This is a genomic window from Burkholderia pyrrocinia (genome assembly GCF_022809715.1).
Lineage (GTDB): Bacteria > Pseudomonadota > Gammaproteobacteria > Burkholderiales > Burkholderiaceae > Burkholderia > Burkholderia pyrrocinia_C.
In genome coordinates, this window is record NZ_CP094459.1 from 490,264 (window position 1) to 505,255 (window position 14,992).

At 67.0% G+C, this 14,992-nt stretch carries 15 protein-coding genes; 5 read left to right on the top strand and 10 right to left on the bottom strand.

The annotated features are described in order from the left end of the window. Positions 1-243: 243 nt before the first annotated feature. Positions 244-1,842, top strand: a complete 1,599-nt coding sequence (locus MRS60_RS02280) for an APC family permease (protein WP_034183702.1) — start codon at positions 244-246, stop codon at positions 1,840-1,842. Positions 1,843-1,950: 108 nt separating this feature from the next. Here the strand turns inward: MRS60_RS02280 and MRS60_RS02285 are convergent, their stop codons facing one another. The 7 genes from MRS60_RS02285 to MRS60_RS02315 all read right to left on the bottom strand — a co-directional run bounded on the left by MRS60_RS02285 (position 1,951) and on the right by MRS60_RS02315 (position 8,055). Beyond that, on the bottom strand, positions 1,951-2,742 hold the full coding sequence (locus tag MRS60_RS02285) for a DODA-type extradiol aromatic ring-opening family dioxygenase (RefSeq protein ID WP_243565159.1): 792 nt from the start codon (positions 2,740-2,742) through the stop codon (positions 1,951-1,953). 210 nt (positions 2,743-2,952) lie between these two features. After that, positions 2,953-3,549 (bottom strand): UbiX family flavin prenyltransferase, encoded by a 597-nt coding sequence (locus tag MRS60_RS02290; RefSeq protein ID WP_034183704.1) that lies wholly within the window; start codon positions 3,547-3,549, stop codon positions 2,953-2,955. A gap of 26 nt (positions 3,550-3,575) precedes the next feature. After that, positions 3,576-3,887, bottom strand: a complete 312-nt coding sequence (gene grxD, locus MRS60_RS02295; protein WP_006753626.1) for a Grx4 family monothiol glutaredoxin — start codon at positions 3,885-3,887, stop codon at positions 3,576-3,578. A gap of 67 nt (positions 3,888-3,954) precedes the next feature. Further along, a complete protein-coding gene (gene prmC / locus MRS60_RS02300) occupies positions 3,955-4,797 on the bottom strand; it encodes a peptide chain release factor N(5)-glutamine methyltransferase (RefSeq protein ID WP_034183705.1) in 843 nt (280 codons plus the stop codon). A gap of 7 nt (positions 4,798-4,804) precedes the next feature. Then, positions 4,805-5,887, bottom strand: coding sequence for a peptide chain release factor 1 (prfA, locus tag MRS60_RS02305; protein WP_105392244.1), 1,083 nt, complete (start codon positions 5,885-5,887; stop codon positions 4,805-4,807). A gap of 81 nt (positions 5,888-5,968) precedes the next feature. Next, on the bottom strand, positions 5,969-7,267 hold the full coding sequence (gene hemA / locus MRS60_RS02310; protein ID WP_034183707.1) for a glutamyl-tRNA reductase: 1,299 nt from the start codon (positions 7,265-7,267) through the stop codon (positions 5,969-5,971). A gap of 26 nt (positions 7,268-7,293) precedes the next feature. Then, positions 7,294-8,055 (bottom strand): response regulator transcription factor, encoded by a 762-nt coding sequence (locus tag MRS60_RS02315; RefSeq protein WP_034183708.1) that lies wholly within the window; start codon positions 8,053-8,055, stop codon positions 7,294-7,296. 171 nt (positions 8,056-8,226) lie between these two features. On the opposite strand from MRS60_RS02315, the gene MRS60_RS02320 reads away from it, so the two are divergent. Genes MRS60_RS02320 through MRS60_RS02335 form a run of 4 tightly spaced genes read left to right on the top strand, consistent with a single transcriptional unit; the run spans position 8,227 to position 11,541 of the window. After that, on the top strand, positions 8,227-8,481 hold the full coding sequence (locus MRS60_RS02320; protein ID WP_034183709.1) for a hypothetical protein: 255 nt from the start codon (positions 8,227-8,229) through the stop codon (positions 8,479-8,481). 18 nt (positions 8,482-8,499) lie between these two features. Beyond that, positions 8,500-10,314, top strand: coding sequence for an aminopeptidase P family protein (locus MRS60_RS02325; protein ID WP_243565160.1), 1,815 nt, complete (start codon positions 8,500-8,502; stop codon positions 10,312-10,314). 55 nt (positions 10,315-10,369) lie between these two features. Beyond that, positions 10,370-10,921: a cysteine hydrolase family protein gene (locus MRS60_RS02330; protein ID WP_243565161.1), complete on the top strand. Its 552-nt coding sequence runs from the start codon at positions 10,370-10,372 to the stop codon at positions 10,919-10,921. After that, entirely contained in the window at positions 10,918-11,541 is a 624-nt protein-coding gene (locus MRS60_RS02335; RefSeq protein ID WP_175750189.1) for an HAD family hydrolase, read from the top strand. Before MRS60_RS02330 ends, MRS60_RS02335 begins: the two co-directional genes overlap by 4 nt. A gap of 136 nt (positions 11,542-11,677) precedes the next feature. Here the strand turns inward: MRS60_RS02335 and ettA are convergent, their stop codons facing one another. The 3 genes from ettA to gcvA all read right to left on the bottom strand — a co-directional run bounded on the left by ettA (position 11,678) and on the right by gcvA (position 14,870). Continuing rightward, on the bottom strand, positions 11,678-13,345 hold the full coding sequence (gene ettA / locus MRS60_RS02340; RefSeq protein WP_034183713.1) for an energy-dependent translational throttle protein EttA: 1,668 nt from the start codon (positions 13,343-13,345) through the stop codon (positions 11,678-11,680). A 184-nt stretch (positions 13,346-13,529) separates the two neighbouring features. Continuing rightward, complete coding sequence (locus MRS60_RS02345) at positions 13,530-13,850, bottom strand: DUF3761 domain-containing protein (protein WP_243565162.1); 321 nt, start codon at positions 13,848-13,850, stop codon at positions 13,530-13,532. A 102-nt stretch (positions 13,851-13,952) separates the two neighbouring features. Beyond that, entirely contained in the window at positions 13,953-14,870 is a 918-nt protein-coding gene (gene gcvA, locus MRS60_RS02350) for a transcriptional regulator GcvA (RefSeq protein ID WP_243565163.1), read from the bottom strand. Positions 14,871-14,992: the final 122 nt, after the last annotated feature.

Here is a 14,992-nt window from a genome sequence, read left to right on the forward strand (position 1 = left end):
CGTATTTCCATGCTCTCAGGGTTATTGCGTATATCAGGTTTACAAAGCTTGCAGGCGATGCGAATTTTTTGTAGGGGCCGAACGATTTTGGCGCCACGTTCGAGGTGCAACCGTTAAACTACGCGCCGCGCGGACGGGTTGCCCCGATCGGATGACTCGTCCCCCCAAGAATGCGTGCGCGGTGCAGTCCGAGCCGATCCCGGACTGCGGGCCGACCATGCTTTTTGAGACACAGGAGAGGATGTGAAGAGTTCTATTCAACGGAACATCGGCCCGTTTGCATTGATGCTGACGGGGCTGGGTTCGATTATCGGCTCGGGCTGGCTGTTCGGCGCCTGGAAGGCCGCGAAGATTGCCGGTCCGGCGGCGATCTGCGCATGGATCATCGGCGCGGTCGTGATTCTCGCGATTGCACTGACTTACGCCGAACTGGGCGCGATGTTCCCCGAGTCGGGCGGCATGGTGCGCTATGCGCGCTATTCGCACGGTTCGCTGGTGGGCTTCATCAGCGCATGGGCCAACTGGATCGCGATCGTCTCCGTGATCCCGATCGAGGCCGAAGCGTCGATCCAGTACATGAGCACGTGGCCGTATCCGTGGGCGCACAGCCTGTTCGTGAACGGCGAGTTGACGACACCCGGGCTGCTGCTGTCGGCCGTGCTGGTCGTCATCTACTTCATGCTGAACTACTGGGGTGTGAAGGCCTTCGCGCGTGCGAACACCGCAATCACGATCTTCAAGTTCCTGATCCCCGGCCTCACGATCCTCGGCCTGATGCTGACGAGCTTCCATTCGGAGAACCTCGGCACTGCATCCAATGCAAGCTTTGCGCCGTACGGCTGGTCGGCGGTGCTGACCGCGGTCGCGACGAGCGGCATCGTGTTCGCGTTCAACGGCTTCCAGAGCCCCGTGAACCTCGCGGGCGAAGCGCGCAATCCGTCGCGCAGCGTGCCGTTCGCGGTGATCTCGTCGATCCTGATCGCGCTCGTGATCTACGTGCTGCTGCAGGTGGCCTACATCGGCTCGGTGAATCCGGCCGACGTCGCACAGGGCTGGTCGCACTTCAACTTCTCGTCGCCGTTCGCGGAACTCGCGATCGCGCTGAACCTGAACTGGCTCGCGATCCTGCTGTACGTCGACGCGTTCATCAGCCCGAGCGGCACCGGCACGACCTACATGGCGACGACCACCCGGATGATCTACGCGATGGAGCGCAACAACACGATGCCGAAGATGTTCGGCAACGTGCACCCGCTCTACGGCGTGCCGCGCCAGGCGATGTGGTTCAACCTGCTGGTCTCGTTCATCTTCCTGTTCTTCTTCCGCGGCTGGAGCTCGCTCGCGGCAGTGATCTCGGTTGCGACGGTGATCTCGTACCTGACCGGCCCGATCAGCCTGATGGCGCTGCGCCGCGCGGCGACCGACATCGAGCGCCCGCTGTCGATTCCGCTGATGAAGCTGATCGCACCGTTCGCGTTCGTCTGCGCGTCGCTGATCCTGTACTGGGCGAAGTGGCCGCTGACGGGCGAAATCATCCTGCTGATGATCGTTGCACTGCCGGTGTATTTCTACTTCCAGGCGAAGTCGGGCTGGACCGGCTGGGGTGCCGACCTGAAGGCCGCATGGTGGCTGGTCGCGTACCTGCCGACGATGGCCGTGCTGTCGCTGATCGGCAGCAAGGAATTCGGCGGTCACGGCTATCTGCCGTACGGCTGGGACATGCTGATCGTCGCTGCGATTTCGCTCGTGTTCTACTTCTGGGGCGTGAGTACCGGCTACCGGACCCAGTATCTCGACGAGCGCGAGACGCACGACGAGATCCTCGAAGGGGTCGGTGTCTGACGCGTGACCTGCCGCCGGATTCGGCGGCGGCGGGAAGCAGTGAAAAAACCCGCCCGGGCAATGCCCGGGCGGGTTTTTTGTTTGTTGTCGCCGGTTGTCTCGCGGAATTCAGGCGGCCGCGCTCGCGAACACGTAGTTCGTCATCGCGAGCACGCGCTGGTAGGTGCCGAGCGACTGGATGCCGAGCTGGTAGTCGTCGTCCGCCGCGCCGAGCGCCGTGAACACCGGCAGCAGATGTTCGTCGGTCGGATGCATCAGCGCCGCATGCGGTGCCTGCCGGCGGTAGTCGAGCAGCGCGTCGACGTCGCGCGCGGCGAGCTTCTCCTCGAACCAGCCGGTGAATTCCGCCACGCGCGGGTCCGCATCCTCGGGCGCCGCGCCGAAATCGGCTGCGCGCAGGTTGTGCGTGATCTGGCCCGAGCCGATCACCATCACGCCTTCGTCGCGCAGCGGCCGCAGCGCGCGGCCGAGCGCGAAGTGGTGGGCCGCGTCCGCGCGCGGCTGGATCGACAACTGCGCGACCGGCACGTCGGCCTCCGGGAACATCAGCAGCATCGGCACCCACGCGCCGTGGTCGAGCCCGTGCTCGGTCGTCGCGGTCGCGATGCCGGCTGCGTTCAGCAGCGCGGCCGCTCGCTCGGCGACGTCAGGGGCGCCCGGCGCCGGATAGCGGATCTCGTACAGCGCGCGCGGAAAACCGTAGAAGTCGTGGATCGTTTCCGGGTGTGCGGCGACGCTCGCGACCGGCTGTTGCGTGCCCCAGTGCGCGGACAGCATCAGTACCGCGCGCGGGCGCGGCAATTCGGCGCCGAGGTGCGTGAACGCACCGGACGGCAGCGTCGGGTCGATCGGCAGCGTCGGCGCGCCGTGGGACAGGTACAGCGAAGGCAAGCGGTTCATGGCGGTGGCCTGCAAAAGGGTTTGCCTGTGACTATAGGCGTGCACCTGACATTGATAAATCCGCGCCAGAGAATTTGATTGATGCTTGTTTGTTGATAATCGTCGCGATGCAATGCGTTCTGGTGTGGGTAGACGTCAGTACGCGTGAAATCGAATGAATTGCCGATTGAATCGGTGAAGATGCGCGAAGAAGCGGGTGTGGCGATCGGCTTACTGCGCGTGCCGGATGCCGGCCCACGGTGTCGTCAGCGGTGCGCTGAGCGCGAACAGGTCGAGCACGCGGGTGACGGTCTGGTCGACGAGTTCCTCGATCGTCTTCGGCATCGCATAGAACGCGGGCAACGGCGGAAACACGATGCCGCCCATTTCGGTGACGGCGGTCATGTTGCGCAGATGCGCGAGGTTGAACGGCGTTTCGCGCACCATCAGCACGAGACGGCGGCGTTCCTTCAGCGTGACGTCGGCCGCGCGCGTGATCAGGTTGTCGGACAGCCCGTGCGCAACGCTCGCGAGCGTCTTCATCGAGCATGGCGCGATCACCATCCCGTCGGTCGCGAACGAGCCCGACGCGATCGTCGCGCCGACGTCGCGCACCGAATGCACGACGTCCGCACGGCTTTCGACATCGGCCTTCGGCAGCTTCAGTTCATGCTGGATGTTGAGCCAGCCGGCGTTCGAAATCAGCAGATGCGTTTCGACGCCGCCGGCGGCGCGCAGCAGGTCGAGCAGCCGCACGCCGTAGATCGCGCCGGTGGCGCCGGTGATCGCGACGATCAGCCGGCGTGGCGGCGCGCTGGGAGATGCCATCGAAAGGGTGGGACGGGTCGGGCGTGTTAAGCGGCTGCGAACAGTTGCTGCAGCTCGCCCGACTGGTACATCTCCATCATGATGTCCGAGCCGCCGACGAATTCGCCCTTCACGTAGAGCTGCGGGATGGTCGGCCAGTTCGAGAATTCCTTGATGCCCTGGCGGATTTCGTCGTCCTCGAGCACGTTGACCGTCTTGAACTGGTCGACGCCGCAGGCCTTCAGCACCTGCACCGCGCGGCCCGAGAAGCCGCACATCGGGAATTGCGCGTTGCCCTTCATGAAGAGCACGACCTGGTTTTCGTCGACGATTTGCTTGATACGTTGTTGGGTGTCCATGACTGACCTTGCGTTTGCGGGGCGTTAGATCGAAATGATAGCGGATTTCAACCGGGCGGGCCGGGCATCAGCCCGGCAGGCGGCCGCCGGTCGTGCGTTCGATCGCAGCCAGATCGGCGAGCGATTCGACTGCGACGAAGCCGTGCGACGACAGCACTGCGCGGACGGCTTCGGCCTGGTCGTAGCCGTGCTCGATCCACAGCGTGCCGCCCGGTTTCAGGTAGGCGCCGGCGCCCGCGACGATCGTGCGGATCGCGCTGAGGCCGTCGGCGTCGTCGGTAAGCGCGCCGCGCGGCTCGAAACGCAGATCGCCCTGCGCAAGGTGCGGATCGTGCTGCGCGATGTACGGCGGGTTGCTGACGATCGTGTCGAATGCGAGCGCCGGATCGAGCGCCGCGTACCAGTCGCTCTGCAGCCAGTGCAGCGGGCCGCCGGGGCGGTGCGCGTCGAGCAGCTTGCCGGCGTTGCATTGCGCGACTGCGAGCGCGGCCGGCGAACGGTCGAGCGCCCACACGCGTGCATCGGGACGCTCGGCCGCGATCGATACGGCGATCGCGCCGCTGCCGGTGCCGAGATCGAGCACGGCCGGATGCGGCAGCCCGTCGATCGCGTCGAGCGCGGCTTCGACGAGCAGTTCGGTTTCGGGGCGCGGGATCAGCACGTCGGGCGTCACGTCGAACGGCCGGCCGAAGAATTCGCGCATCCCGACGAGCTGCGCGACCGGCTCGCCGGCCACGCGGCGCGCTTCGAGCGCGCGATAGCGTTCGACCGCGGCAGCGTCGAGCGGCGTGTCGCCACGCGTAATCAGTTGCGTGCGGGTCCAGCCGAGCGCGTGCGCGAGCAGCACGCGCGCATCGACCGCGTCGAGCGGCGACGCGCGCAACAGTTCGTCGGCGGTAGTGTCGGGCATCGCGGCCTCAGTCGGCGTCGCCGAGCGACGCGAGCAGTTCGGCCTGGTGCTCGCTGACGAGCACACCGATCAGTTCGTCGAGATCGCCGTCCATGATCGCCTCGAGCCGGTACAGCGTCAGGTTGATCCGGTGGTCGGTCATCCGGCCCTGCGGGAAGTTGTACGTGCGGATCCGCTCCGAGCGGTCGCCGGAGCCGATCAGGCTCTTGCGCGTCGCCGCTTCCTTCGCGTGCTGCTCGTGATACTGCTTGTCCTTGATGCGCGCGGCGAGCACCTTCAGCGCGCGATCCTTGTTCTTGTGCTGCGAACGGTCGTCCTGGCACTCGACGACGATTCCGGTCGGGATGTGCGTGACGCGCACCGCCGAATCGGTCTTGTTGATGTGCTGGCCGCCCGCGCCGGACGCACGGAACGTATCGATCCGCAGGTCGGCCGGATTGATCTCGATCTCGCCGATCTCGTCGGCTTCCGGCATCACCGCGACCGTGCACGCGGACGTATGGATGCGCCCCTGCGTCTCGGTCGCCGGCACGCGCTGCACGCGATGGCCGCCCGATTCGAACTTCAGGCGCGAATACGCGCCCTGGCCCGCGATCCGCACGATCACTTCCTTGTAGCCGCCGAGATCCGACGCGCTCTCCGACATCATCTCGACCTGCCAGCGATGGCGTTCCGCGAAGCGCAGGTACATGCGCAGCAGGTCGCCCGCGAACAGCGCCGATTCGTCGCCGCCCGTGCCCGCGCGGATTTCGAGGAAGATGTTGCGATCGTCGTTCGGATCCTTCGGCAACAGCATTTTCTGCAGCTCGACCTCGAGGCGGGCCATGCTTTCTCGCGCGCTGCGGATCTCGTCCTCGGCGAAATCGCGCATCGACGGATCGGCGAGCAGTTCCTGCGCGGCCGTTTCGTCGCTGCGCGACTGGCGCCACAGCGCGTACTGCTCGACGACCGGGCCGAGTTCCGCATGTTCGCGCGTCAGCTTGCGGTACTGGTCGAGATCGGCCGTGACGTTTTCGCGGCTCAGCAGGTCGTTCAGTTCGGCCAGCCGTGTGGACAGCTGGTCGAGCTTGCGTTGCATGCTCGTCTTCATGGTGTGGAGCGGCGCTCCCGGGCAAGGGTATTCGGAAAGGATAGGCCGGCTCGCGGCCGGCGGCAGGGCAACCGGCCGGCGCTAGTGGCCGGACTGGTCGTTCGACCGCGGCGCGTGCTGGTAGAAGCCACGCATCAGGTCGATCAGCGAATCGCGATCGGCGCCGTTCACGCGGTTGAGCGCGCTCGTCGGGCCGTGGATCAGCTTGTTGGTCAGCGCCTGCGACAGCGCTTCGAGCACGGCGGCCGGATCGTCGCCGCGTGCGAGCAGCTTCTGTGCCTTGTCGACTTCGGCACGGCGCAGCGCGTCGGCCTGCGTATGCATGTGACGAATCACCGGCACGACGCTGCGCGTGTCGAGCCATTGCATGAAGTTCTGCACACGCGTCTCGATGATCGATTCAGCCTGCGCGACCGCCGCCTGGCGCGATGCGTTGCCTTCGCGCACGATCGCGCCGAGATCGTCGACGGTGTAGAGGAACACGTCCTTCAGCTTGCCGACCTCGGGCTCGATGTCGCGCGGCACCGCGAGGTCGACCATGAAGATCGGCCGGTGGCGGCGTGCTTTCACCGCACGCTCGACCGCGCCGAGGCCGATGATCGGCAGCGTCGACGCCGTGCACGACACGATGATGTCGAATTCCTGCATGCGGGCCGGCAGATCCGACAGCGGCATCGCGCGGCCGTTGAAGCGTTCGGCGAGCCGCTGGCCGCGTTCGGCCGTGCGGTTCGCGACGACGAGTTCGCGCGGGCCTTGCGCGGCGAAGTGCGTCGCGCACAGCTCGATCATCTCGCCGGCGCCGATGAACAGCACGCGCTGATCCGACACCTTTTCGAAGATCCGCTGTGCGAGGCGAACCGCGGCGGCGGCCATCGACACCGACTGCGTGCCGATCTCGGTCGTGCCGCGCACTTCCTTCGCCACCGCGAATGTGCGCTGGAACAGCTGGTTCAGATAGGTGCCGAGCGCGCCGGCTTCCGTCGCGGTGCGCACGGCGTCCTTCATCTGGCCCAGAATCTGCGTTTCGCCAAGCACCATCGAATCGAGGCCGGATGCGACGCGGAATGCATGGCGGACCGCTTCCGACTGCGGTAGCGCGTAAACATGCGGGGCGAGCTCGTCGACGGGAATCCGGTGATACTCCGACAGCCAGCGGAGCGCGCCTTCACGTGCTGCGCGATCGTCGGTCGCGCAATACAGTTCGGTGCGGTTGCAGGTGGAGAGGATCGCCGCTTCGGGCGTGTTGGGTGCCTGGGGCCCGAGAAACACGTTCTTGAACGTGACGAGAGCCGGCTTGATCTGCTCGAGCGGAAACGCCACGCGTTCGCGCAGGGCGACAGGCGCAGTGTGGTGATTGATTCCGATCGTGAGGAGTTGCATATCGAGGGCTATCGTTTAGCCCCATATTATAGCGTTTCAGCGATTTCCTCACTCGCCGCATACCGGGCATCGGTGTGGCACGGCCGGGAATTTGGGGGCTCGATCGGCACGCGTTCGAGCTGGTAGCCATAGCCGTAGAGCGGCAACAGGCGGTAGCCATGCTCCGGAAGCAGCTGCAACTTGCTGCGCAGCCGGGACGCATGCGTATCGAGCGTGCGCGACTTCATGTCGCGGCGGCGGGCCCACACCGTTTCGAGGATATGGGCGCGCGACACGGGCCGCGACAGGTTCGCGAACAGCAACTGCGCGAAGCGGAACTCCTTGGGCGTGAGTGAAACGATTGCGTTGCCGAAGCGCACAAGGCAATGCGTGGCGTCGAATGCGTATTCGCCATACATTTCGCGCGAGCGGGTCGGCGGCCGGCGCACGCCGGCGCGCCGGCTCAGCGCGTTGACGCGCGCGAGCAGTTCGGGCCCGCTGACGGGGCGCACGAGGCAATCGTCGGCGCCCGCGTGCAGGCACGATACGATTTCGCTTTCGCGCGGCAACTGCATCACGGCGATGGCCGGCAGCCCGGGCAGGATCGCCTGCGCGCGCGGTATGACTTCCTCGGCGGGCTGGTCGCCGGCCCAGTTGCCGGTGATCAGCATGTCGCAGGTGTCGGTGGCGAGCCATTCGAAGAACGCCGTGCTGGACGAAAACGCGTGGCACACATGACCGCCTGCAAAGAGCAGGCGGTTCAGGAGCGCGGCATGACGCGCCTCCGGATCGATCAGAGCGATTCGCATGAGAGTTTCTTCAATACGGCAGCCGGTGCGCGCTTGCCATAACGTCGAGTCGGCCCCTACACTCGAACGTTCGCGGCGCCCGGCTGGTCTCGGGTTCGATGGATGAATCGATGCTAGCCGCTGGCAACGTTCACGCCTATGGGACGAATCTGAATTTATAGAAGGCGTCGAATGAACTGGTTTGGAATCCTTGTCCTGGGAGCGGCCGTCGGGCTGTTCGGCCGATGGCTGCACCCGATGCGGCGCACGGGCCGGCCGGCGTGGTGGATCGCGGTACTCGTCGGCATCGTGGGTGCGGCTGCCGCCCGCATGGCCGGCAATCTCTCGGGACTGTTTTACGATGGCGAGACGCTCGAATGGCCGGTCTGCACCGGCGTCGCGTTCCTTGCCGTAGCCGTGACGGTCGCGCTGTCGGCCCGTCGCTGAATGCTCTCAGGTGAAATCATGAATGCCCGTCTTCCCGAAGTCTCGTCGGTGCCGGCCCGCCTCGCGCTGCTGCGCGGCGCCATGGCCCGCGAGGATCTGGCCGCCTATCTCGTGCCGTCCGCCGATCCCCATCTGTCCGAATACCTGCCCGAGCGCTGGCAGGCCCGCCGCTGGCTGTCCGGCTTCACGGGCTCGGTCGGCACGCTGGTCGTGACCGCGGATTTCGCGGGGCTGTGGGTCGACAGCCGCTACTGGGTGCAGGCCGATGCCGAACTGGCCGGCACGGGCGTGCAGTTGATGAAGATGACGGGCGGGCAGCAGAGCGCGCCGCACGTCGACTGGCTCGCGCAGAACGTGGCAGCGGGCGCGACGGTCGGCGTCGACGGCGCCGTGCTCGGCGTCGCGGCCGCGCGCGGGCTGACGGCCGCGCTGAGCGCGCGCGGCATCGCGCTGCGCACCGACCTCGACCTGCTCGACGCGATCTGGCCCGAGCGCCCGGGGCTGCCCGGCGACGCGGTGTTCGAGCACGCGGCGCCGCAGGCGGACACGACGCGCGCGAGCAAGCTGGCCGAAGTGCGCCGCGCGATGCACGCGCAGGGCGCGCAGTGGCATTTCGTGTCGACGCTCGACGATCTGGCCTGGTTGTTCAACCTGCGCGGCGCCGACGTCAACTTCAATCCCGTATTCGTTGCGCACGCAATGATCGGTGCCGATCGCGCGACGCTGTTCGTCGCCGACGGCAAGGTGTCGCCGGCGCTGGCCGCGTCGCTCGCGCAGGACGGCGTCGACGTCCGTGCATACGATGCCGCACGCGCATCGCTCGCGGCGCTGCCCGACGGCGCGACGCTGCTGGTCGACCCGCGCCGCGTGACGTTCGGCACGCTCGAGGCCGTGCCGGCCGGCGTGAAGCTCGTCGAGGCCGTGAATCCGTCGACGTTCGCGAAGTCACGCAAGACGTCCGCCGAGATCGAGCACGTGCGCGTGACGATGGAGCACGACGGCGCCGCGCTCGCGGAATTCTTTGCGTGGTTCGAGCAGGCCGTGAACCGCGAGACGATCACCGAACTGACGATCGAGGAGAAGCTCACGGCTGCGCGCGCACGGCGCCCCGGCTATGTGTCGCCGAGCTTCGCGACGATCGCCGGCTTCAACGCGAACGGCGCGATGCCGCATTACCACGCCACGCCCGAGTCGCACGCGACGATCGCCGGCGACGGCCTGTTGCTGATCGATTCGGGCGGCCAGTACGTGACGGGCACGACCGACATCACGCGCGTCGTGCCGGTCGGCACCGTCAGCGACCTGCAGCGGCGCGATTTCACGATCGTGCTGAAATCGATGATGGCGCTGTCGCGCGCACGCTTCCCGCGCGGCATCCGCTCGCCGATGCTCGACGCGATCGCGCGCGCGCCGATGTGGGCGGCCGGGCTCGACTACGGCCACGGCACGGGGCATGGCGTCGGCTATTTCCTGAACGTGCACGAGGGCCCGCAGGTCATCTCGCACTACGCGCCGGCCGAGCCGTACACGGCGATGGAAGAGGGGATGATCACGTCGATCGAGCCGGGCGTGTACCGCCCCGGCCAGTGGGGCATCCGGATCGAGAACCTGGTCGTGAACCGCGCGGCCGGGAAGACCGAGTTCGGCGATTTCCTCGCGTTCGAGACGCTGACGCTGTGCCCGATCGACACGCGCTGCGTGCTGATCGAGATGCTGCACGACGAAGAGCGCGCGTGGCTGAACACGTATCACGCGACGGTGCGCGAGCGCGTCGGCCGGCACCTGAGCGGCGACGCGAAGGCATGGCTCGACACGCGCACGCAGCCGATCTGACGCGACGTGCGATAACGGCCGGACGACGGCCGAACAACAATAGCGAGGGCAACACATGGCGGACACCGCAGTGATCGTGGTCGACATGCAGCGCGGACTGGTGGAGCGGGCGCAGCCCGCGTACCGGCTCGACGACGTGGTGTCGGGCATCAACCGGTTGACGGCGGCGGCACGCGCGGCGAACGCGCCCGTGTGCTTCGTGCAGCACGACGGCGACGCGGACGACGACATCGTGCCCGGCACGCCGGGCTGGGAACTGCATGCGGGGCTGGTCGTCGGGAGCGACGACTGGCGCGTGCGCAAGCAGGTGGGCGACTCGTTCCACGACACGCCGCTCGCGGCGCAGCTCGACCGCCACGGCATCCGTTCGGTGCTGATCTGCGGCTATGCGACCGAGTTCTGCGTCGATTCGGCCGCGCGCCGTGCGGCACTGCTCGGCTACCGGACGACCGTCGTGTCCGACCTGCATACGACGAACGAGCGTGCGCACCTGTCGGCCGCGCAGATCGTCGCGCATCATCACTTCGTCTGGGCAAACAATTCGCTGTCGGGCAACGCGGTCACGCCGCGTCCGCTCGCCGACGTGCTCGCCGCGGAGTTCGCATGACGATCAAGGCGGTGGTGTTCGATTTCGGCGGCGTGCTGATCGACTGGAGCCCCGACTACCTTTACCGGCAACTGATTCCCGACGAGGCCGAGCGTCGCTGGTTCCTCACGCATGTCTGCGCGATGGACTGGGTGATTCGCCAGGACGGCGGGCAGACGATCGAGGAAGGTACGGCCGAGCTCGTCGCGAAGTTTCCGGAGCACGAGGTGCTGATCCGCGCGTTCTACGCACGCTGGCACGAGATGATCGGCGGCGTGCTCGACGAAGGCGCCGCGCTCGTCGACCGGCTCGACGCGCAGGGGATGCCGCTGTTCGGGCTGACGAACTGGTCCGCGCAGACGTTTCCGTATGCGTGGGACAACTTCCCGGTCCTGCGGCGGTTCAGGGACATCGTCGTGTCGGGCCGCGTGAAGCTCGTGAAACCCGATCCGGCGATCTACCGCGAGATGCACGCGAGAATCGATCCGCACCTGCCGGGCATCGCGCCGCGCGAGCTCGTGTTCATCGACGACAACGCGAAGAACGCCGCGGCCGCAACGGCGCTCGGCTGGCACGGCATTCATCACACGAGCGCGGCGCAGACTGAGGCGCGGCTGCGCGAACTGGGCGCGCTCGCGTAGGCGGCGGGCGAGCGATCGTCAGATGAAAAAAGCGGGCCACGAGCCCGCTTTGTCATTTTGCCGATCCGGAAGGAAGCGGCCACCTTCGGCATCCGGCCCCGCGTTGCCGCAGTGCCGGGCGCCCGGGCCGCGCCGCTCAGCGGGTGATCGGCTTGTAGCGCAGTCGGTGCGGCTTCGCGGCTTCCTCGCCGAGGCGCGCGCGCTTGTCGGCTTCGTACTCCTGGTAGTTGCCGTCGAAGAACGTGACCTGCGAATCGCCTTCGAACGCGAGGATGTGCGTCGCGATCCGGTCGAGGAACCAGCGATCGTGCGAGATCACCATCACCGAGCCCGCGAATTCGAGCAGTGCGTCTTCCAGCGCGCGCAGCGTTTCGACGTCGAGGTCGTTCGACGGTTCGTCGAGCAGCAGCACGTTGCCGCCCGAGATCAGCGTCTTCGCGAGGTGCAGGCGGCCGCGTTCGCCGCCGGACAGGTTGCCGACGATCTTCTGCTGGTCGCCGCCCTTGAAGTTGAAGCGGCCGATGTACGCGCGCGACGGCGTCTCGTACTTGCCCACCGTCAGCACGTCGGCGCCGCCCGAGATTTCCTCGAACACGGTCTTCGAGCCGTCGAGCGCATCGCGGCTCTGGTCGACGTACGCGAGCTTCACCGTCGGGCCCATCACGACCTCGCCCGAATCCGGCTGCTCCTTGCCCGTCAGCATCCGGAACAGCGTCGACTTGCCGGCGCCGTTCGGGCCGATGATGCCGACGATCGCGCCGGCCGGGATCTTCAGGTTCAGGTTGTCGATCAGCAGGCGGTCGCCGAACGCCTTGCTGACGTTCTTGAACTCGATCACTTCATTGCCGAGGCGGTCGCCGACCGGAATGAAGATTTCCTGCGTCTCGTTGCGCTTCTGGTATTCCTGGCTGTTCAGCTCCTCGAAGCGCGCGATACGCGCCTTCGACTTCGCCTGGCGGCCCTTCGGGTTCTGGCGCACCCACTCCAGTTCCTTCTTGATCGCCTTCTGGCGCGCCGACTCCGACGCTTCTTCCTGCTTCAGGCGCTCTTCCTTCTGGTCGAGCCAGCTGCTGTAGTTGCCCTTCCACGGAATGCCGTGGCCGCGGTCGAGTTCGAGAATCCACTCGGCCGCGTTGTCGAGGAAGTAGCGATCGTGCGTGACGGCGACGACGGTGCCCGGGAAGCGCACCAGGAACTGTTCGAGCCAGTCGACCGATTCGGCGTCGAGGTGGTTGGTCGGTTCGTCGAGCAGCAGCATGTCGGGCTTTTCGAGCAGCAGCTTGCACAGTGCGACGCGGCGCTTTTCGCCGCCCGACAGGTGCTCGATCTTCGCGTCCCACGCCGGCAGGCGCAGCGCGTCGGCGGCCACTTCGAGCTGCTGCTCGGGGCTGCCGCCGTCGCTCGACGCGAGGATCGCCTCGTACTTCGCCTGTTCGGCCGCGAGCGCGTCGAAGTCGGCGTCCGGCTCGGCATACGCCGCGTAGATTTCTTCAAGCTTCTTGTTGGCCTGGAACAGGTCGCCGAGGCCTTCCTCGACGGCTTCGCGCACCGTCTTCGTCGGGTCGAGCTGCGGTTCCTGCGGCAGGTAGCCGATGTTCAGGTTCGGCATCGGCGTCGCTTCGCCTTCGATGTCCTTGTCGACGCCCGCCATGATGCGGATCAGCGTCGACTTGCCCGAGCCGTTCAGGCCGAGCACGCCGATCTTCGCGCCCGGAAAGAACGACAGCGAGATGTCCTTCAGGATCTGGCGCTTGGGCGGCACGATCTTGCCGACCCGGTTCATCGTGAAAACGTATTGGGCCATTTGGGTGTGAAAGTCAGAAGTTGAGACGGCCGCGCAGCGCGCTGGCAGGGCGGCGTCGGGTGATTCGGTACGGAGCGTGCCGCGCAAGGCGCGGCGGCGTCGCCGAGTGGCGGCGGCGCGAGCGGCTATTGTACTTCGCCGCCGGGTGTCGCTGGCACGACGCAGGCATTCGGGCGCGCGGCGTTCACAGCCACGCGGCGACGCCGCCGTGCCCCGAGCACGTGCCGCGCCGGTGGCGGCTGAAGCTGTACGTGCCGTCGCGGCAGCGCGCGCTTGCGCCGTCGGGCACGCGGCCCGATTTCGAATGGGCGGGCGCATGCACGGTTTCGCCGTCGCGGTTGCGATACGTGTCGTGACGGTCGAGATCGGCTTCGTTGCCGTAGCCGTTGCCGTAGCCGGGCGGTGCGCGGTACGCCTGCGCGGAAGGAGGCAGGGCGGCGCACGCAACGAGGAGCGCGATCGACAGCGTCGCGACGTGTGTCGCGCGGCGGAGCAGGGCAGGCATGGTCTCTCTCGGTCTGTTGTTATCGATGTCGGGCCGATGGCCCGCGCCGCATGTTAGCCGATCGGCCATGGATCGGCGCCGGCGCCTCGCGGTGGAGCGACGTCAAGCCGCGCCGGACATCGATGCCGCGCCGTTGGCCTGTGCGGCGTCGAGAATCCAACGGCGGAACGCGGCGATCTTCGGCCGTTCCGCGTGATGCGGCGGATAGACGAGGTAGTACGCGAAATCGTCGAGCCACGCGACGTCGGCGAGCTGCACGAGCCGGCCGCTTTCGAGCTCGCCGCGCACCATCGCGGCCGGCAGCAGCCCGGCGCCCTGGCCGGCGACGATCGCCTGCAGCAACAGGCCCGAGTCGTCGAACGCGGGGCCGCGGGGCGGGCCGAAATCGTCGATACGCTGTGCGCCGAACCAGATGTGCCAGCCCTTGCGCTCGGCATCGTGCAGGTGCGGCCAGCCGACGAGATCGGCCGGTGTCGCCGGCATGCCGAGCCGCGCGACGAGTTCGGGCGACGCGAGCGCGACGATTTCCACCGTCAGCAGGCGTTCGCTGCACAGCCCGATGTAGCGCCCGAGGCCGTGACGGATCGCGACGTCGACGCCGTCGCGCGCGAAATCCGCGAGTGCATGGCTCGTGACGATCTGCAGGTCGACGTCCGGGCACGCGTGCCGGAACTGCGCGAGGCGCGGCACGAGCCACGCGGACGCGAAGAACGGTGTGACGCTCACCGTCAGCACGCCGCTGTCGGCGGCACCTGACACGCGCTGCGACGCATCGGCGATCTGCCGGAACGCATTGCGCACCGGCGGCAGGTAGTCGCGGCCGGCGGCCGTCAGCAGGATGCCGCGGTTGACGCGCTCGAACAGCTGCACGCCGAGATGCGTCTCGAGCGTGCGGATCATCTGGCTCACCGCGCCGGGCGTGACCGACAGCTCCTCGGCCGCCGACTTCACCGACAGGTGGCGGGCGGCCGCTTCGAATGCACGCAGCGCGTTGAGTGGTGGCAGACGGGAACGATTCATTCAGTTTTTCTAAAGCGAAAGGCCGACGAAATATCGTTTGAGACGACGCGTACGCGCGAGTACCGTTGTCGCATCGGATCGCATTCTTCAGGGCTGCCTCGCGGCGGCCGATGTGATCAACA